This window comes from Rhodococcus sp. 5A-K4, assembly GCF_046097995.1.
Classification (GTDB): Bacteria; Actinomycetota; Actinomycetes; order Mycobacteriales; family Mycobacteriaceae; genus Rhodococcus_F; species Rhodococcus_F erythropolis.
This window is the reverse complement of record NZ_JBJURM010000003.1, coordinates 74,104-93,217: the sequence shown is the minus strand read 5'-3', so window position 1 is coordinate 93,217 and position 19,114 is coordinate 74,104. Positions and strand designations below refer to the sequence as shown.

Below are 19,114 nucleotides of genomic sequence, written 5' to 3'. Positions count from 1 at the left end.
CAGTTCATATCGAACACACATTCGAATAGAATGGATGCATGTTCAACCCGACAACAGAGCTCTTCGGTATCTCAGCGCAGCTGACCGGTACCGAAACTGATTGTGCGCTGGTTGATCTCATGACAGATCTGCACGCATGTGAGGCGATGCTGGTCGAACGCAAGCTCGCTGTGATTGCCGAGTTCTTTTCGCGGCGAAGCACAGAGCATGCCGCCAGTGGTGCGTGGTCGTCGACCGCACACGAGTTGGCTGAATCGGAAGTCGGTGCGTCACTGACGATGGGCCGCGCGGCTGCAGGCAAGCTGATCGGGTTGGGGTTCTCGTTGAAGACTCGTTTGCATCGCACTCGAGCGGCGATGGCGCGTGGCGAGTTGGATCTGTACCGAGTTGGTTTGATCGATTCCGCGACCGCGAACGTGAAAGACGAATTGATCGACGAAGTGGAACGACTACTGCTCGAGCAGGTTCTCGCCCCACCAGTAGCCGGCGGAACGGGCTTGACGGGAAGGCGACTGACAGCGGCGGTCGATCGGATCGTGGCGATGGTGGACCCGGAAGGTATGCGAGAACGTCGACGCCGCGCTCTCACCGATCGGTTCGTCGGGGTCAGCGCTGCCGAGGACGGGATGGCAAAGATCTTGGGCAGCATTCCGGCAGAGCAGGCTCGGGCATTCGACGGCCGACTACGCGAGTTGGCAATGTCGGTATGCCGAAACGACTCTCGAACATACGAGCAGCGACGAGCCGACGCGCTCTTCGAGTTGACCAACGGATCACCGTTCTTGCCGTGCAACTGTGGCCGAGCTGATTGCCCGCAGGATCGTAGCGGTGGTGTTGTCGTTCGTCGGCCCGTGGTTCACGTCGTGATGACTGATTCCACTCTGCGCGGAGGCGGCGAGCCCGCTCACCTCGACGGGTACGGGGTGATCAGCGCTGAGCATGCTCGCGACATCGCCCAAGACGCCGTAATTCGAAACGTCCGAGTACCCGCTGATACCGCCACCGAATCGGTGCCCGGTTCGGCGTACGTCTACCGGCCGGGTTCAGTTATCGATACCTGGTTGCGGATCATCGCGGGCAGCTGCCAATGGCTGCATTGTGATGTCCCGGCCTGGAATTCCGATCTGGACCACAATGAACCGTTCCATCATGGCGACCCCGAACGCGGCGGCAAAACAGTCGAATCGAATATGAGTGCGTTCTGCCGCAACCACCATCGCCTCAAGCATTCCGACCGGTGGCGATTCGCGTCGAACCAGGATCGGACCATGTCGCTGACATCGCCGACCGGGCATTGTTACCGAACACGCCCCGCAGGGTTGATGGCCGGGCCGCACGGCCCGATGCCGCCGCAGTGCGGTCGAGATCGGCGGACCCAGGCGGAGAACAAGGCCGCCCGTATCCAGTCCGAACGCAATCGTCAACGCCGACGGATACAGAAACGAGCTGAGGAGCACGTTCAATGCAAGCGGCGGAAATCACCGCGAGCCCACCGAGAACCCACCGACTACGGGGACGACCCGCCACCGTTCTGAGATACCGAGCGGCGTCGAGGCGCGTCGACGTGTCGCAGGGTCAGGTCGACGTGTCGCAGGGTCAGTCCGAGGCCGGCTTGGTGTCGTCATCTCCCGCTGACGGATCGTCTCCAGCAACCGGGTCCGGATCGTCTCCACCAAACGGATCGATGGTGTCGACACCTTCGAGGACGGTCAGCTCTTCTTCAACCTCGGCCAGGAGGCCCTTGGCTTCAGCTTCGAACTTCTTCTCCCAATCGGACATACCGAGCCTCTTCTCTTCCGAAGCGAGTTCCCGCTGTATCTGAACTCAGACTACGTCGCCGGCGACGAGTTTCGCCGTCCCCTCGAGTCAGTACTCATGACCGAGTACCCATGATTCACGACGGACGGAGCACCCATGCCCAGACAGTTGGAAGGCAAAACCGCACTGATCACCGGAGCCGCCCGAGGTCAGGGCCGAAGCCATGCCGTGCGATTGGCGCAGGAGGGTGCGGACATCATCGCACTCGACATCTGCCGCCAGATCGAATCGGTGGCCTACCCGATGGGTACCGCCGAGGATTTGAGGCAGACAGCGGCAATGATCGAGGCTCTCGGGCGAAATGCCGTCGCGCGAGAAGTCGACGTTCGCGATTTACCCGCGCTGGGAGCTGCAGTGGCCGAAGGTATCGCAGTGTTGGGCAGCCTCGACATCGTCCTGGCCAACGCCGGTATCGGCATGATGTCCCCGGACATCGACGATGCCCGCGCCTTCCGCGACCAGATGGAGGTCAATCTTTTCGGCGTCTGGAATACCGTCCAGGCCGCAGCGCCCGCGATGATCGAGCAAGGGACAGGCGGCGCAATAGTCCTGACCGGATCAACACTGGGACTTGTCGGCCGCGGAGGTGATGGAACCGGCGGATCCGACGGCTACTGCGCGAGTAAACACGCCATCGTCGGGTTGGGGCGCACGTGGGCGCACTGGCTTGCTCCCCACAACATTCGTGTCAACTCCGTGCATCCGGCGGGAGCGAATACACCGATGGTCGTCAACGATGCCGTCGCGAAACTGTTCGCAGACTCCCCCGCATCGAGTGGAGCCGATGTCGGCAATCTCTTGGACGTCGGGCTGATCGAAGCTTCCGACGTCAGCAACGCGATAGCCTGGTTGGTCTCGGATCAGGCTCGATACGTCACAGGTATCGCGTTGCCGGTCGATGCGGGATTCACGGCCAAATAGACGCCGGATTCTCGAGCCGAATTACTGCCGATCAGTCGACGGTCGGCGCCCACTGCACACCGTTGATGTGCCCACCACCGTCGACGAAGAGAGTGTTGCCGGTGACGTAACGGCTGTCGTCGCTCGCCAGGAAGGCCGCAACGGGGCCGATGTCGTCGAGGGGATCGCCGATCCGCCCCATCGGGTTCTGTGCGGCCATCACTGCCGCGTTTTCCGGATTGGCTTCGGCGACACGCTTGTACGCCGCACTCTGCGCACCGGGACAGATGACGTTGCAGTTCACGTGCTTGGGAGCCCACTCGCGGGCAGCAGTGCGAGTCAGTGTTCGCAATGCTTCCTTGGCCGCGTTGTACTGCACCGAGTACATGTGAGCATTCACGCCGTTGAGGCTGCACATGTTGATCACGCGGCCGGTGCCGTGACGCTCGAGTTCCGGCAACGCAGCCTGCATGGCCCAGAAAGCGGCCATCACTGCCATGTCGAAACCGCCGCGCAATTGCTCGTCGGTCATCTTCTCGAGCCGAGCGAAACCGAAGGTCCGCCAAGCATTGTTGACCAGGATGTCGAGGCGTCCGAACCGCTCGACGGACTTGTCGACCATGGCAACAACCTGAGCTTTGTCGGTGACGTCGGTCCGGACGAATTCCGCCTCCGCGCCCCATTCGTCCCGCAACCACTGGGCGGTTTCAAGGCCCGCTGGCTCGTCGATCTCGGCAACCAACACCGACGCGCCTTCACGCGCGAACGCGCCTGCCACTCCGCGCCCGATGCCCATACCGGCACCGGTGACCACTGCTACACGTCCGTCGAGCTTGCCCACTGGGCCCTCCTTCGTCAGACCCCTACCTGGGGCGCGGCACGGTCTTGTCGATGAACAATCCCTCTACCGACACACACAATTCGCCGTCCGCAGTCTTGATCTCACCGACGGTGTGAATCTTGCGGCCGTCCTTGGAAAGGAATTTGCCGCTGATCGTGAGGGGCTCGAACAGTGGAGTCGGGCGATGGTACCGAGTGCTCAATTGTGCTGTCATGCCGGAAGTTCCACCCCAGGCGTTCGCGACGCCAAGAACGTGATCGAGCAGCAGCGCCGAAACACCGCCGTGTACATGGCCGGGAGGGCCCTGATACGGCAGCGTCAACGTGACCACTCCCTGCACCGACCCGTCAGCGAGCCCTTCCAGAACCAGCGGCGGCGCAATGGCATTCTCGGGGCCGGTCACCGGATCGTGACGGGTCACGCCCTCGCCGTTCCACATGTCGATCAAGCGCTCGGCGACCTCGGGCGAGTGCTGCTCGAGGTGCTCGGCGATGCTGTTGAGCTCCTCCGCAACCCGATCCAGATTGGCGTTTCCGCGGTCGGTGCGCAGCATCGCGTCGACAACGCGACGCGCTGCTGCCGTGGCCCGGTCGACCGGGGCGTCCTGCGGCGGCGACGTCAAAATCGTGCCGCCCGGGTGTGTGGCTGCCGTGGGGTGGGTGCCGAGGTCCATCAGTTGATCTCCATTGTTGCGTGTGTGAGAACCGGAGAGTTCTCGCGCTCGGGGCACGTCGCCGCCAAGGTCAGTGTGTTGCCGTCCTGCCATACCGAAATGTTGATGGATTCACCGGGGAACAGCGAACCGGCGAACCGCACCGAGTAGTTCTTCACCCGCGTCGGATCTCCGTCGAGAATTCCGTCGACCACCGCCTTGCAGACGATGCCGTACGACGCCAGACCGTGCAGAATCGGAGCGTCGAATCCCGCCATCTTCGCGAAGGATGGATCAGCGTGCAGCGGGTTCATGTCGCCACTGAGTCGGTACACCAGCGCTTGTGAGGGACTCGTGCTCGACGTCAGTACCTTGTCGGGCGCCCGGTCAGGCACCCCGGCAACAACTTCGGGACCGGCGCTGCCGCCGAAGCCACCTTCACCGCGGGCCCAGATCTGCATTCCGGTGGTCCACAACGGATTCCCGTCAAGGTCCTCGGCCGCCGTCTCGAGCACGATGACGGCAGCCTTGCCCTTGTCCCACACGTCAGCGATGCGAGTGGAAATACGAGCAGCACCCGTCGACGGGATCGGCGCGTGAAGTGTCAGCGACTGCCCACCGTGCAGAATCTTGCGCAGGTCGATGTCGATTCCCGGCATACTCATCGACGCTGCGGGCAGTACACCCGCCGAAACTCCCTGGCCTGCAACCATTGCAAAGGTCGGGAGCACTTTCAGACCCTTTTCGTACACCCAGGTGAGCTCGGCGGGATCCAGAGCGTCCACGCCGGCGCCGAGCCCCAACTGGTAGAGCATGACGTCGCGGTCCGTCCACGACGCTTCGCGCACAGTCGGTTCGGCGGACAATGCCACCTCGAGATCGATAGCCATCAGTTCTCCAAAGTTCCGGCTCGGTAGACGGTCACGACGCACGCGCCGCCCAGTCCGAGGTTGTGCTGCAATCCGATTCGTGCGCCTTCGACCTGACGAGCGTCTGCGGTCCCGCGAAGCTGCCACGTCAGTTCGGCGCACTGTGCCAGCCCGGTGGCACCCAGCGGGTGGCCCTTCGAGATCAGACCGCCAGACGGGTTGACGACCCACTGGCCGCCGTACGTAGTGGCACCGGATTCGACGAGCTTTCCGCCTTCACCGGCGCCACACATTCCGAGACCTTCGTAGGTGATGATCTCGTTGATCGCGAAGCAGTCGTGCAGTTCGATGACATCGACGTCGTCGATGCTGATGCCGGCTTCGGCAAAGACCTGCTCGGCGGCCGCAGCCGTCATCGGCGCGCCGACTACGTCGATCATCGACTTCTCGGCAAACGCTGCCGAGGTATCGGTGGTCATGGCCTGAGCGACGATCTCGATCGCACGGTCCTCGAGTCCGTGCTCACGGACGAACTTCTCACTCACGACGACGGCAGCACCGGCACCGTCCGAAGTCGGTGAACACTGCGAGCGCGTCAGCGGCTCGTGAATCATCTTGTCGCCGAGCACCTGTTCGAGGGTGTACTCGTCACGGAACTGCGCATACGGATTGTTGACCGAGTGCTTGTGGTTCTTGACCGCCACGGCTGCAATCTGCTCGACCGTAGTGCCGTACTTCTTCATGTGCTCGACGGCGGCATTACCGAACAACTGAGCGGTCATGGGCGATCGGGCGAAGCCGTAGTCCTCGACCATGATCTTCAGCTGCGAGTCCAAAGTGGTGACCTTGGGCATCTCACCGGTTCCGGTCAGCGCCGTTTTGGTCATCTTTTCGAAGCCGACGGCCAGTGCGCAGTCCGCTTGTCCGGCCTGTACCCACTCGCGCGCCGTCATCAGTGCCGTCGAGCCGGTGGCGCAGTTGTTGTTGACGTTGAAGATCGGGATACCGGACAGACCCGTTTCGTACAGGGCACGCTGGCCTGCTGTCGACGCGTTGAACACGTAACCGACTGCAGCACGCTGGATCTGGTCGTAGCTGATCCCGGCATCGGTGAGTGCATTCGAGACGGCTTCGGTCACCATGTCCGGGTATTCCCAGTCGCGGGTCTCGATCTTCTCGAACTTGGTCATGCCCACGCCGATGACGAAGGTGCGATTGCTCATGTGCAGGTCACTTTCCCGGTTCGGGGTCGCGAGGCAGACCCAGGATTCGCTCACCGATGATGTTGAGCTGAACATTGGTTGTACCACCCGCGATGGACATGCACTGCGAGTTCAAGAACATCTGGGTTGCAGACATCCGATGCTGGTCGCCCAGAAGTGAACTCGGCCCGGCCCACTCCATTGCCACATCCCAGACCTGCTGGATGTGCTCGACACCGATCAACTTCGCCACCGAGGATTCGGCCCCCGGCTGCGCGCCGGTGAGCGAGCGCAGCGTGGTGCGCAGACCGAGCAGACCGCCGGATTGCGCGTCGCACAGCACCTTTCCGAGCACCGTCAGCTGCTCGTCGTCGATGCCACCGGGTAGTCCGTCGACCAGGCTCAGAAGAGCCTCACCGCCCGATCCGAGAGACGAGTCGTTGGACAGCGAGACACGCTCGTTGGCCAGTGTGGTGCGAGCGAGCTTCCAGCCGTCGCCCGGCTCGCCGACCAGGCACTCGTCGGGGACGAAGACGTCGTCGAAGAAGACTTCGTTGAACAGTGCTTCGCCGGTGATCTCGCGAAGCGGGCGAATGTCGAGGCCGCTGTTCTTGATGTCGATCAGGAAGTAGGACAGGCCCTTGTGCTTGGGGGCGTCGGCGTCGGTGCGCGCGAGGCAGATTCCCCAGTGCGCGTCGCGTGCCATCGATGTCCACACCTTCTGGCCCTGCAACTTCCAGCCACCGTCGACCTTGGTGGCCTTTGTACTCAGCGCGGCGAGGTCGGAACCTGCGCCGGGCTCGGAGAAGAGCTGACACCAGACGATGTCGCCGCGCAGCGACGGCGGGACGAACTTGGCGAGCTGCTCTTCGTTGCCGTGCGCGATGAGCGTCGGGATGACCCAGTTGCCGATGATCATGTCGTGCGGCTTGATCTTCGCAGCGCGCAGTTCTTCGGCGATGACCAGCTGACTGACGACATCGGCGGATTTGCCCCACGGAGCCGTGAAGTGCGGTGCGGTGTAGCCCTTTTCCGCGAGGTACGTCTTCTGCGCGGCACCTTCGAGTTCGAGAGCCGGAGCGAGCTCGGCGCGGACGTCGGCGCGGATCGCCTCGGCCTCGGGCGGCAACTCGATGCTGAGCACGCGACGGGTGCCGGCAATGGTCAGCTCGGCAACGCGACGACGCCAGGATGCCGTGGAACCCAGCAGAATTCGCAGGGACTGCGCGCGGCGCAGGTACAGGTGCGCGTCGTGCTCCCACGTGTAGCCGATTCCGCCGAGCACCTGGATGCAGTCACGCGTGACGGAGAAGCCTGCTTCGAGGGCCGTGGCTCCGGCGACGGCTGCTGCGAGAGAAGCCTCTTCGGCACCGACGCCGTTGGCGGGCGTCAATGCGCGCGCAGCGTCCCACGCGCAGACGCGCGCCTGCTCGGCAAGAGCGAGCATCCGAGCGGCCTTGTGCTTGACGCCCTGGAACTGGCCGATCGGGCGACCGAACTGCTGACGCACCTTCGCGTAGTCGGCCGAGGTCGTGACGGCCCAGTCGGCCAAGCCTGATGCCTCGGCGGCGAACAGTGTTGCAGCAATGTCGAGTACACGCTGCGTATCGATGGTGAGGATCTCGGAATCAGCGAGGACCAGTCCGTCGACGGTGATCTCGGAGTTACGACGTACGACGTCGTAGCTGGCCAAGTCCGTGACCTCGAGGCGGTCACGTCCGAGCAGAACGAATCCGCTGTCCGTCGCGAGGAGGAACACGTCGCCGACATGGCCACCGAGAATCTGGCTGGACGTTCCGCTGAGGGTGGCGGTGTCGCCGTCGCGGGCGATCTTCAGCGAACCCGGCTGCAGTGCAACGGCTCCGAGTGTGCTGCCGTCGACCAGTCCGGCCAGCGGAGCGGTGACTCCGGCGTCGCTGAGAACGGCGCTGACCACGACTGTCGGCAGGAACGTGCCGGGAACCATGGAGCGCCCGAGTTCCTCGACGACGATCGCGAGCTCGACCAATCCGTATCCAGCGCCGCCGAATTCCTCGGCCACGTGTAGTCCGAGAAGTCCCTGCTCGGCAAGCCCGCTCCAGAGTTGGGGGCGAGTTTCGACCTTCGCCTCGACCGCTTCACGGATAGCGGTGGGTGTTGCGTGACGTGCCGCCCAGCCCCGTACGGAGTCGCGGAGGTCACGATCTTCTTCACTCAATCCAATGGTCATGTCTACCTCGTCAATTCGACAGTGTGAGTACGGGTCAGATGCGTTCGATGATGGTGGCGGTAGAGAGAGCGCCACCGGCGCACATCGTGACCAGCCCCGTGGACTTGTTCGAGCGCTCGAGTTCGTGCAGCGCGGTCGTGATCAGACGAGCGCCGGTCGAACCGACGGGATGCCCGAGTGCGATCGCACCGCCGTTGACGTTGACCTTGGACAGATCTGCGTCGTGAACCTGCGCCCAGGAGAGCACTACCGAGGCGAACGCTTCGTTGATTTCGACGAGATCGATGTCGTTCAGAGTCATTCCGGCCTTGTCGAGCACCATCTGGGTGGACTCGATCGGTCCGTCCAGGTGATAGAAGGGATCGGATCCGACCATGCCGGACGCGACGATCCGCGCGCGGGGCTTCAATCCCAACTCCTGCGCGCGCTCTTCGCTCATCAGCAGTACCGCAGCCGCGCCGTCACTGATCTGCGACGAGTTGCCGGCGGTGTGGATATGACCTTCGATGACCGGCTTGAGTCCGGCCAGCGCCTCGGCTGTCGTCTCGCGCAGGCCACCGTCGCGCGTGACAGTGGCGATCTCACCGGTCGGCACACCTTCCTTGGTGACGACAGGAGCCTTGACGGGCACGATCTCACGGTCGAAGCGTCCTTCTGCCCAAGCCTGGGCTGCGCGGCGCTGCGATTCCAGGCCGAAGGCGTCGACGTCGGCGCGTGTGATGCCACGCTTCTCGGCGATACGCTGCGCAGAGGTGAACTGGTCGCCCATGTCGATGGTCCAGTCGTCCGGGTACGGGTTTCCCGTACCGGGCGCGTTTGCCTGGCCCAGGAACACACGGCTCATCGCCTCGACGCCGCAGCCGATACCGGCTGAGATCTGACCCGAGGAAATCAGGCCGGAAATCAAATGCACTGCCTGCTGGGCAGATCCACAGGCGCAGTCGATGGTGGTTGCCGCTGTGCTGTACGGCAATCCGGCGTGCAGCCACGCTTGCCGCGTGACGTTGTTGGACTGCTCACCTGCCTGGGTGACACAGCCACCGATGATCTGCCCGATGTCTTCCGGTGCGACGCCTGCTCGTTCGAGAACGCCGAGTTGCGCTGCTCCCAGAATCTCGGCGGGGTGCAGCCCCGCCAGGGCGCCGCGACGACGGCCGATCGGTGTCCGAGCGGCCTCGACGATGACTGCATGACCCATGATGTGCGCTCCTTCGTGGAGTTTTCGGTCGGTGAGCTGACTCACCGTCAACTTTTCTGTAATGTATTCTATTGTTGATGTCAGGGCAATGCCGGAATGAACGTCATCTTTGAACCAAGTCTGACTCAAATAATAGAATTGATTTCAATTTTGAAGACACGACGAACCCACCCCGAGAAGGGGCGAGGTCACGTCAGTGTCGTGAGAGATTCACCAAAAGCAGGTCGCACCCCTTGCGGATGTCGTACTCCGCATCCGGGATGGAAATTCGACCGTTGAGGCACGATTGGATGACCCCGAACCACAGCTGCATCAGCAGACGCAACCCGGTGTTGTCTTCCTCGGTCGGGTTCTCGATCCCGGCCGCATCGAGGATGATCTGCCGGAAGCCGCGATCGATCTTGCCCACGTCCGGCACCGTCGCGACGTTGGCGGTACTGGACGACTGCAGCATCGCAGTCGAAAGGGCCGGCCGACGCAGTAACCCGCGAGTCGCGCGCACCAGGACCTCGTACACGGCGTCCTGCGGATTGGCCGACTGCACCTGATGCTTGGCAAAACTGTCGCCGATCTGATCGATCTGCTCGACCATCACAGCAACGAAGAGGTGCGTCTTCGAAGGGAAATAACGGTAGAGAGTGCCGATGGCCACGCCTGCCCGCTTGGCGACTTCGTGCATCTGAACCCGCGAGAGTTCTTTCTCGGTCCCCAATTCGGCGGCCGCTTCCAGCATCCGCACATGGCGCGCCCGCTGCTCGTCCGAACTGGGCTCAGCAGCGTCCCTGACCTCGGCAATTCTCGGCAACGTCGCCCCCATCATCGATTATGTGTCCCGGCCGCGAACGACCGCGCTAATTCTCTCACCTGGACCACCCATCTCGGCATATTGCCCGCTCAGTGGGACCTGGCATGGCCTTCCAGTGCCGTGCGGTATTCCGTGGACACCCCACCCTCTTGGAGTAAGGACGCAATGATGCAGGACTGGACCAGCGAGTGCGACGTGTTGGTAGTCGGCTCCGGCGGCGGAGCGCTGACCGGCGCATATACCGCCGCTGCTCAGGGATTGACGACGATCGTCCTCGAGAAAACCGATCGTTTCGGCGGGACCTCCGCCTACTCGGGTGCCTCGATCTGGCTCCCAGGTACCCAGGTACAGGAACGCGCCGGACTTCCCGACTCGACCGAGAATGCCCGCACCTATCTGCGCGCGTTGCTCGGTGACGCCGAGTCCGAGCGCCAGGACGCCTACGTCGAGACCGCTCCCGCTGTCGTCGCTCTACTCGAGCAGAACCCGAACATCGAATTCGAGTTCCGTGCGTTCCCCGACTACTACAAAGCCGAAGGCCGGATGGACACGGGACGCTCCATCAACCCTCTCGATCTCGATCCCGCCGACATCGGTGACCTCGCCGGCAAGGTGCGTCCGGAACTGGACCAAGACCGCACCGGTCAGGATCATGCTCCCGGCCCGATGATCGGTGGGCGCGCACTGATCGGCCGTCTGCTGGCCGCAGTTCAGAGCACCGGCAAGGCAGAACTTCGCACCGAATCCGTCCTCACCTCCCTGATCGTGGAAGACGGCCGGGTTGTCGGCGCCGAGGTCGAATCCGGCGGCGAAACCCAGCGAATCAAGGCGAACCGCGGTGTCCTGATGGCAGCAGGCGGCATCGAAGGCAACGCCGAGATGCGTGAGCAGGCAGGCACCCCCGGCAAGGCGATCTGGAGTATGGGTCCCTTCGGCGCCAACACCGGCGACGCGATCTCCGCCGGAATTGCTGTCGGCGGCGCAACAGCCTTGCTCGATCAGGCGTGGTTCTGCCCCGGCGTCGAGCAGCCCGACGGCAGCGCCGCCTTCATGGTCGGCGTTCGCGGTGGGCTCGTCGTCGACAGCGCCGGTGAGCGCTACCTCAACGAGTCGCTTCCGTACGACCAGTTCGGACGAGCCATGGATGCTCACGACGACAACGGTTCTGCCGTGCCGTCGTTCATGATCTTCGACTCGCGCGAGGGTGGCGGACTGCCCGCCATCTGCATCCCGAACACGGCGCCCGCCAAGCACCTCGAAGCCGGAACGTGGGTCGGTGCCGACACTCTCGAAGAACTCGCTGCCAAGACCGGACTACCGGCCGACGCATTGCGCAGCACTGTCGAAAAGTTCAACGATGCCGCAAAACTGGGCGTCGACGAAGAGTTCCATCGCGGCGAAGACCCGTACGACGCGTTCTTCTGCCCACCCAACGGCGGTGCGAACGCGGCACTGACGGCCATCGAGAACGGACCGTTCTACGCGGCCCGCATCGTCCTCAGTGACCTCGGCACCAAGGGCGGATTGGTCACCGACGTCAACGGCCGAGTCCTGCGTGCTGACGGCAGCGCCATCGACGGCCTTTACGCCGCAGGCAACACGAGCGCGTCACTGAGCGGCCGCTTCTACCCCGGCCCCGGAGTTCCACTCGGCACGGCCATGGTCTTCTCGTACCGAGCAGCCCAGGACATGGCGAAGTAACCAGCACAACGAGGACGTGGGGCAGGCGATGTCAGAATCACCTGCCCCACGACCTCTTTCAGGCTGCCCTCTTTCAGGGCGTCGCCAGGTTGAAATTCGGATCGAACGTGTCCATGATGTCGGCGAAGCGAGTCAGCGCCGAAACATCACCGTCGGACGTGACTTTTCCGGTGTCGAGGATGGCAGAGGCCTTTCCTGGTTGGAGAAGGATGCCGGCAAGCAACGGCTTGGGACCGGTCAGGGTCAGTTGCGCGTCAGGGGCGCGGCCCGAACGCGCGTTGAGAACTGCCCGTCGAATCCACATGTTCCAATCCTGTTTCGTGTCAGCAAAACTGAAGTTGATCGAAATGTCGACGTCGTCCGCCTTCTCCGCGATGAGATGTACTCCCGCATAGTCGAAGAGCAGATCGATCGGCATCGACAAAATCGTGTCCGTGCTGTCGGTGTTGACTTGACCGGCACCTGTGACGCCGTTGCGCAATTCCATTGCGGTGGCGAGGAAGATCGACCGATACTGCGGGACTTCCTGCTGGTATCCGAGTTGCTCGTAGGCGTCGGCCTGCAGGTTCTTTGCTTCCTCGTCGTCAGGATCGGCGAAGACCAGGTGATGGAGAAGCTGCACCGCCCACCGATAGTCGCCCGCTTCAAAAGCACTGCGCCCCTCGGCAAGTATCCTCTCTCGCCCGATCAGGTCGACGTGCCGCTTGGCATGATCCTCGGGCAGCAACGGCAAGATCGTCGCCGGGTCACCGTCCCAGAATCCCAGCTCCTTGTGGAAGACCGCGCGGACGTTGTGGTGCAGTCCGCCGTGGTAGTAGCGGTTGTACCACTTCTGTCCGATGGCTTCCGGTAGCCGGACGACCTCCGCAGCTTCGAGCGGCGTGTAGCCCTGGTTCGCGAACCTTAGCGCCTGGTCGTGAATGAACTTGTACATATCCCGTTGTGATTCAAGGAATTCCACCACCGTGGCGTTCCCCCACACCGGCCACGTGTGCGGACCGTGGTGAACTTCGACCTCGTCGCCCCACCGCACCAAAGTCTCATCCAGGTATCTGGCGAAGTTGCGCGCATCTCGGGTGCGTGCGCCTCGGATCGTCTGGATGTTGTGCATCGAGTGATTGGCGTTCTCGGCACAGGTGAGCGCTTTGATGGCCGGGATCCAGATATGCATCTCCTCCGGCGCTTCGGTGTCGGGAGCGTAGAGGAACTCGAAGTCCCACCCGCCGAGATTGCGTACCTCACCGGTCTTGGTGATGCCGTCAGTGGGCGGAATGTAGGTCATGTGGATGTTCATCCCGTCGGCGCCTGATCCCAGACCGACGGTCACCAGACCACAATCACATTGGGGCAGAATCAAACCGAAGGTGTACCCCATTCGCCGCGACATCGCATTGCCGGTGATGACGTTCTCGCCGATCGCAAACTTGTTGAAAGACTCGATGGTTCCAGGCGCGACGATCGGAATCTTGCCGGACACCACGTCTGCTTCGTCGACGAGGCCCTTGACGCCGGCGTAGTGGTCGAAATGCGTGTGGGTATAGATGATCGCGACGATCGGCTTGTTGTTGCCGAGTTCACGGCGGAAGAGTTCCAGGCCTGCTTTGGCTAGATCAGCGCTGGTGGTGGTGTCGATGATGACCAGTCCGTCCGGCGCATCGACAATGGTCAGGTTAACCGCGAACCTGACTTGGTACAGCCCGTCGACAACCTTGTAGAGCCCGCAGCGCCTCACCAACTGCGACTGCCGCCACAGACTGGGGTTCACAGAGTCAGGCGCTTGCTTGTCATCGGTGATGTACTCGAGAGGTTGACCGTCGTGAATCAGATCGCCCTCGTCGTTGAAGACCTGATCGTTCTCCCACCCGGCGATGAACCCGCGGTCCGCGTCGCCGAAATCCTCCCGGTCAGACATGGGATAGTCGTCGACTGCCGCGCGATTGACCTCGACGGTGAACGGTGTTGCAGGCTTGGTCTCAGCACCCATGAGCACTCTCCTCCGGTCCTTGTGTCCTCGTCCACGCAAGAACGCGATGCCATCGGACGTGACCTCACGCGGAACCCTCTGCAACCAATCTGGTGGCCACGCGGAATTCGCGCATCACCCATCGCAGGTGAGACGGCGACTGAACAACGGACAGGACCAGAGCGTCACTCCGGGTCGAGACCGGGCAACCCGTCCACACTCTTCGCGTTCTTCTCGGCGCGATAGGCGATGAGCCGCTCCGGACCCCTCTTCTCCGCTACGCGGTCGAGCACGTCACGATCGGATTGGTAGTCCATCAGCGGTACTGCGTATCCGCACGAATCCGAAATGCGCGTCAGATCGACCACGACGATCGACCGCAGTCCCGGGTGCTCGGGGAACCTACCGACAAGCTCGTTGAACCGTTCCGACCCTGCGGGCAGAACTTGTCCGTGACCGTGCAGTCGAACGATCTTCGGTGGTCCGTCAAATGCCATGAACATCAGGGTTATTCGCGAGTTCTCGCGCACGTGCGCGATGGTTTCCACACCGCTGCCAGTGAGATCGAGGTACGCCACGCGGGTGGATGTCAGCACCACGAACGATCCGACTCCCCCTTTGGGTGAGCAATTGATCAACCCGTCAGGAGACAAAGGTGCGGTAGCAACGACGAACAGCGGTTGGGCCTGCAACCACATGGTGAGCTTTTCATCGATGCCTTCGTAGACGCGCCCCATGTCGAGAGTGTAGTTCGCGCCGACTGGACGTCACGGGGCAGACGCTGCGGCGGCTCGAATCTCCTCACACATCGCTGCGAAGGCGCGGTCGTCGGCGGGATCCGCCGGCACTGCCAGTGCAATGCCGTCGCAGAGACTCGCGTATTTCGAACTCAGCACCCCGGGGAGTTCGGCGTAGGTGCATTGCGTGACCAAGATGTCGAGAACATCGTCCGTGAGCACAGCTGGTAGTCGAGCCCAATCACCCGTTCGTGCCATCGCAGTCAGCTTCTCGCCGATCCCCGCCAAGCCGAGAACCTCGAGCGCGATTCGATATGCCGGTGTGGAGTAGAGAAAGGCAAGTTCACTGCGCACCGCTTCTCGTTGAGCAAGTATCGCGGCACGATCTTTGCCGGTGATCGTCTTCGGAACGGCAATCAGCCGCGGCTTCCTTCCGCCGGCCGTCAATGATGGAATGATCCTCTCCGCGAGCACCTTCGGATGGGAGCTGGTGGGGTGAGCAACAAAGCCGTCGGCGACGGCTCCTGCCAGTGAGCACATGCGGGAGTTCACTCCCCCGGTCCAGATCGCGGGAGCTGGAACGTCGAGCGGCCCCGGATTGAAGTAGGGCTGCAGTCGGTTGAAGGTGTAGTGCGAGCCGGCATAGTCGAGTTCGCCGCCCGTCTGGAACGCTTGAAATATCTCCCGTACAGCACTGACGTAATCGCGCAGTTGTGCAACAGGATTGGTCCACGGCATCGAGTACCGCCCGACGATGTTCCCGCGCACCTGCGTTGCGAGCCCCAGTTGAAATCGCCCACCCGAGAAACCTGCAAGATCCCAGGCAGCCAAAGCCGTCACCATGGGACTGCGCGCAAACGCGACAACCATCGACGTCCGGACAGTGAGAGTACTGCTGTGCTCGACGGCCAGTGCCGCCACGGCAAAGGGGTCGCGAATGGTCTCGGAGATGTGCACCGTGTCGAAACCGAGGTTCTCGATGCGTTCGACGTGCTGAGCCACCTGCCGCAGCGGAGTGTCGGCAGGTAGCGAGGTCACCAATTCCATGTCAGCCCAAAGGCTCCAGACGAATCGACAGCAGCTTTCCTTCTGTTGCCACCTTGCGAGCGTGTTCGTTGAAGTCCGGGGCGGCACAGACGAACAGCGTACGACCGTCGGAACCGCCGAGCCCGCAAGCGAAGACGCCGCTGTCGAAGGCAATTTCATCGATTATCTTGCCAGACGGGTCGACGTGGAGAATTCGACTTCCGAGTGCGTCGGCCACCCACATCGAATCGTCTCCGTCGATGCAACATCCGTCGGGCGCAACGACGATCTCAGCGAGGGTGGTCTCCATCTCGGGTCCACCAGGTACCGGCCCGAACGACGCCCAATCACGGCGTTCGCCCAGAGAGCCGTCGGGCTGGACGGCAAACGCACTGATTCGATTTCCCAGCGTTTCGTCCACGAGCAGATCTCCGGTCGACGCCAGAGCCATCCCGTTGGGGAAGTGGAGATCTCGCGCCACGACGTGCACCGATCCGTCCGGGTCGACGCGGAGGAGATCTGCCGTCTCGACGGGGGCCAGGTTCATCAGGTCGAACCCGAAGTTGCCCACGTACGCTCGTCCCTGCGCGTCGACCAGCATGTCGTTGACGTTGGCACTCACGTACCCGGACAAGTCTGCGTGCACCACCAAATCGCCATCGGATTCTCGCCGCAGAATCTTCTGGTCCCGCATGGAGACGACCAGTAATCTGCCGTCCGGAAGCCACCCCAACCCGGACGGCTGCCCTGGAATCTCCGCCTCGACGCGTACGTCGGTCCCGTCCTCACGGGCTGAAATCACCTGGTAGGTATAGAAGTCCGACACCCAAATTCGGTCCTCGTGCCAGCGCGGGCATTCGAAGTAGGTATATCCCTCGAGAACTACCGCAACCTCTGGTGCCATCAGGCTCTCCCACGTCGGTGATTGAATGGTGTGTTCACTCCATTCAATCACCGGTGCCCCGGTGGCGGTGTCCGATTCCCGACTACTCGCCGCGGTATACCTTGTCCAGCACGTCGAACGCGGATTCCCACCCGTCGTAGACGTTGCCGTCGCCCTTGAAACCCGGGATCCCGACCAGATGAAATGTCATCTCGGTCTTGTCTCCCCGATCTGCGAGCGTGACCGTGATTCGAGGGGCGGTGTCCACCGAATCTCCCGGATCCCCCCAGGTGAAGACTAGCTTCTTCGGCTCATCGACCTCGAGATAGGTTCCACCGGTGGGAAACTCGGCACCATTCTCGTCGTTGATCATCAGGTAGCGGTACGTTCCGCCAACTCTGGGGTCGATCGTGACGTGCTCCCGAGGGCTGCTGACACCCTCGGGGTGCCACCACCGCGCCGCCTCGTCGGGATCGGTCCACGCTTGCCAGACAAGGTCACGCGGCGCATCGAAGATCCGGGTGATGGTGAATTCTGCGGTGGCATCGGCATTCTGGTCACTCATTGTCCTTCTCCTTCTTCGGTCGACGTTGCTTCAGCTCACGTAGACGCTCGTCGAGGAGGTCGAAGCGTTCGTTCCAACCGCGCCGGTGTTCGTCGACCCATGCGCTGGCGTCGTCGAGACCCTCCGCGCGAAGGGTGCAGGTGCGCCATTGCGCGGTGGCGGTTCGTTCGATGAGACCGGCTCGCTCGAGCACCTTCAGATGCTGCGAGATGGCGGGCCGACTCATCTCGAACGGCTCGGCCAGCTCACCGACGGTCATCGAACCATCCGTCAGGCGAGAGAGCATTTCACGCCTCGTCGGGTCGGCCAGTGCGCTGAACACTGCATCGAGTCGACCACTTCGCTCGTCCATGTAAGAAACTCCTTAATTAAGGAATAACTTAAACATAGAACTCACGATCCTAAGCGTCAACCCCTTCAACTCCAGGTGTATCGAAGCCTCTCGACGGTTGTCGCCTCGTCCATCTGGGAGAACGTCTCCTGCTCAGCTCCCTTCACGGACACCATCGCTTCGATGATCGACTCCCCGAAGATTTCCCTCGCCACCGAGGAGGAGTTGAACTTCTGCACGATCTCGCCGAGATCGGTGGGGACTCGGGTCACCCCGCGCTCATCACGTTCCGCCTCTGTGAGAGTCGACGGGTTCACCACGATTTCAGGCGGCAATGGCGCGGCATTGTCGATACCGATCTGCGAAAGACCGAGTACCGCAGCGGTGGCCAGATACGGATTGGCCGATGGATCGATGATCTTGACTTCGGCGTTGGCGCCGTGTGGATTCGACGGTGACTCCGCGCAGAACCTCAGTGCCGCTTCCCGGTTCTCGAGCCCCCAACAGACGTAGGCCCCCGACCAATTGTCCGGACGCAGCCTGAGGCCGGAGAGCGGCGAGGAAGCAAAGACGGCCGTGAATTCCGTGAGGTGAGAAAGGATTCCACCCAAAGCTGATGATCCTTCGTCGGTCATCCCGTAGTCCTGACCACCACAGGAGAAGACGGGCCGCCCACCTGAGATCAACGAAAAGTGCTGGTGTGCACCGTTCCCGGCACCTCCGATCGTAGGTATCGGTGAAAACGATGCCGCCAATCCATGGGCTCTGGCAGTGCGGCTGATCAAGATCCGGGCCAGCACCACAAGATCGGCCGCTTGAACAGGAGCGCTCGGAGCGATGGAGATCTCGAATTGATCCGGTCCGTACTCCGCATGAACCTGCTCGATATGAAGTTGTGCGCGTTCGGCATTGCGCAGAAGGTCCTTGAGGAAGTCCTCGCGGCGAAGGACTGCACCTAACCCGTACGCCGACCACGCTCCGTCGCGCGAATCACCGAAAAGAGTGAACTCGATCTCGTGACCCACCCGAGCTTCCAGTCCGTCGGCAGCAAGCCGCGCCACGACGGCAGTGAGTGCGGACCGGGTGCACACGGCAGCCGTCGAACCGTCTTGCTCGTACAAAGTGGCCGGCGCCCACGACACACCCTCGCCGAGATCACGGAGGTCGGAACGGTCGATACGCAACCGGAGATCACCCACGACGGAAAAGGAATCGGTGAAGGCAATCCGATCGTCGCTGCAGAAAACATTCCAACTCGGCGAGACCCCCGCACCGACTTCCTCGAAGACACCGCTTCGGCCTGCCGGCATCACTTTCGCCCGCGCGACACCCGCCATGTCCACGATCGAGCCGATAGTCAGCGCCGGAACTTCCCTCATCCAGAGGCAAATACCCCACTCGGCGGCGCGCCAAC

At 62.4% G+C, this 19,114-nt stretch carries 18 protein-coding genes; 3 read left to right on the top strand and 15 right to left on the bottom strand.

From position 1 onward, the window contains the following. Positions 1 to 38 precede the first annotated feature (38 nt). The gene (locus ACKAMS_RS05055) at positions 39 to 1,535 is read left to right on the top strand and encodes a DUF222 domain-containing protein (protein WP_408988692.1); all 1,497 of its coding nucleotides are present in this window, start codon (positions 39 to 41) and stop codon (positions 1,533 to 1,535) included. A 61-nt stretch (positions 1,536 to 1,596) separates the two neighbouring features. On the opposite strand, the gene ACKAMS_RS05050 is transcribed toward ACKAMS_RS05055, so the two are convergent. Further along, positions 1,597 to 1,779 carry a hypothetical protein gene (locus tag ACKAMS_RS05050; RefSeq protein WP_084324943.1) on the bottom strand — a complete coding sequence of 61 codons (183 nt, stop codon included), beginning with the start codon at positions 1,777 to 1,779 and terminating at the stop codon, positions 1,597 to 1,599. A 135-nt stretch (positions 1,780 to 1,914) separates the two neighbouring features. Between ACKAMS_RS05050 and ACKAMS_RS05045 the strand changes: the two genes are divergently transcribed. Then, positions 1,915 to 2,739: a mycofactocin-coupled SDR family oxidoreductase gene (locus ACKAMS_RS05045; RefSeq protein WP_408988691.1), complete on the top strand. Its 825-nt coding sequence runs from the start codon at positions 1,915 to 1,917 to the stop codon at positions 2,737 to 2,739. A 31-nt stretch (positions 2,740 to 2,770) separates the two neighbouring features. On the opposite strand, the gene ACKAMS_RS05040 is transcribed toward ACKAMS_RS05045, so the two are convergent. The 7 genes from ACKAMS_RS05040 to ACKAMS_RS05010 all read right to left on the bottom strand — a co-directional run bounded on the left by ACKAMS_RS05040 (position 2,771) and on the right by ACKAMS_RS05010 (position 10,509). Next, positions 2,771 to 3,559, bottom strand: coding sequence for an SDR family NAD(P)-dependent oxidoreductase (locus ACKAMS_RS05040; RefSeq protein ID WP_020909152.1), 789 nt, complete (start codon positions 3,557 to 3,559; stop codon positions 2,771 to 2,773). A 22-nt stretch (positions 3,560 to 3,581) separates the two neighbouring features. Continuing rightward, positions 3,582 to 4,232 carry a PaaI family thioesterase gene (locus ACKAMS_RS05035; protein ID WP_019745318.1) on the bottom strand — a complete coding sequence of 217 codons (651 nt, stop codon included), beginning with the start codon at positions 4,230 to 4,232 and terminating at the stop codon, positions 3,582 to 3,584. Beyond that, on the bottom strand, positions 4,232 to 5,101 hold the full coding sequence (locus tag ACKAMS_RS05030; RefSeq protein ID WP_408988690.1) for a MaoC/PaaZ C-terminal domain-containing protein: 870 nt from the start codon (positions 5,099 to 5,101) through the stop codon (positions 4,232 to 4,234). Before ACKAMS_RS05030 ends, ACKAMS_RS05035 begins: the two co-directional genes overlap by 1 nt. Beyond that, positions 5,101 to 6,303, bottom strand: coding sequence for a lipid-transfer protein (locus ACKAMS_RS05025; RefSeq protein ID WP_019745320.1), 1,203 nt, complete (start codon positions 6,301 to 6,303; stop codon positions 5,101 to 5,103). The genes ACKAMS_RS05030 and ACKAMS_RS05025 overlap by 1 nt, the downstream gene beginning before the upstream one ends. A gap of 7 nt (positions 6,304 to 6,310) precedes the next feature. Beyond that, positions 6,311 to 8,491 carry an acyl-CoA dehydrogenase gene (locus ACKAMS_RS05020; RefSeq protein ID WP_408988689.1) on the bottom strand — a complete coding sequence of 727 codons (2,181 nt, stop codon included), beginning with the start codon at positions 8,489 to 8,491 and terminating at the stop codon, positions 6,311 to 6,313. Positions 8,492 to 8,525: 34 nt separating this feature from the next. After that, positions 8,526 to 9,689 carry a steroid 3-ketoacyl-CoA thiolase gene (locus ACKAMS_RS05015; RefSeq protein WP_029256270.1) on the bottom strand — a complete coding sequence of 388 codons (1,164 nt, stop codon included), beginning with the start codon at positions 9,687 to 9,689 and terminating at the stop codon, positions 8,526 to 8,528. Positions 9,690 to 9,882: 193 nt separating this feature from the next. Continuing rightward, positions 9,883 to 10,509, bottom strand: a complete 627-nt coding sequence (locus ACKAMS_RS05010) for a TetR family transcriptional regulator (protein ID WP_019745323.1) — start codon at positions 10,507 to 10,509, stop codon at positions 9,883 to 9,885. 153 nt (positions 10,510 to 10,662) lie between these two features. Here ACKAMS_RS05010 and ACKAMS_RS05005 point away from each other — a divergent pair, with 153 nt between their 5' ends. Further along, positions 10,663 to 12,195, top strand: a complete 1,533-nt coding sequence (locus ACKAMS_RS05005; protein WP_020909157.1) for an FAD-dependent oxidoreductase — start codon at positions 10,663 to 10,665, stop codon at positions 12,193 to 12,195. Between the two features lie 73 nt (positions 12,196 to 12,268). Here the strand turns inward: ACKAMS_RS05005 and ACKAMS_RS05000 are convergent, their stop codons facing one another. The 7 genes from ACKAMS_RS05000 to ACKAMS_RS04970 all read right to left on the bottom strand — a co-directional run bounded on the left by ACKAMS_RS05000 (position 12,269) and on the right by ACKAMS_RS04970 (position 19,079). Beyond that, positions 12,269 to 14,179 carry an alkyl/aryl-sulfatase gene (locus ACKAMS_RS05000; RefSeq protein WP_408988688.1) on the bottom strand — a complete coding sequence of 637 codons (1,911 nt, stop codon included), beginning with the start codon at positions 14,177 to 14,179 and terminating at the stop codon, positions 12,269 to 12,271. A 164-nt stretch (positions 14,180 to 14,343) separates the two neighbouring features. After that, entirely contained in the window at positions 14,344 to 14,895 is a 552-nt protein-coding gene (locus ACKAMS_RS04995; RefSeq protein ID WP_408988687.1) for a pyridoxamine 5'-phosphate oxidase family protein, read from the bottom strand. A gap of 30 nt (positions 14,896 to 14,925) precedes the next feature. Then, positions 14,926 to 15,942, bottom strand: coding sequence for a TIGR03617 family F420-dependent LLM class oxidoreductase (locus ACKAMS_RS04990; protein ID WP_408988686.1), 1,017 nt, complete (start codon positions 15,940 to 15,942; stop codon positions 14,926 to 14,928). Between the two features lies 1 nt (position 15,943). Next, positions 15,944 to 16,825, bottom strand: coding sequence for an SMP-30/gluconolactonase/LRE family protein (locus tag ACKAMS_RS04985; protein WP_141488368.1), 882 nt, complete (start codon positions 16,823 to 16,825; stop codon positions 15,944 to 15,946). Between the two features lie 82 nt (positions 16,826 to 16,907). Then, positions 16,908 to 17,369, bottom strand: a complete 462-nt coding sequence (locus ACKAMS_RS04980) for an SRPBCC domain-containing protein (RefSeq protein ID WP_021345567.1) — start codon at positions 17,367 to 17,369, stop codon at positions 16,908 to 16,910. Then, a complete protein-coding gene (locus ACKAMS_RS04975; protein ID WP_003940373.1) occupies positions 17,362 to 17,721 on the bottom strand; it encodes a helix-turn-helix transcriptional regulator in 360 nt (119 codons plus the stop codon). Before ACKAMS_RS04975 ends, ACKAMS_RS04980 begins: the two co-directional genes overlap by 8 nt. A 65-nt stretch (positions 17,722 to 17,786) precedes the next feature. Beyond that, a complete protein-coding gene (locus tag ACKAMS_RS04970) occupies positions 17,787 to 19,079 on the bottom strand; it encodes a glutamine synthetase family protein (RefSeq protein ID WP_269576872.1) in 1,293 nt (430 codons plus the stop codon). Positions 19,080 to 19,114: the final 35 nt, after the last annotated feature.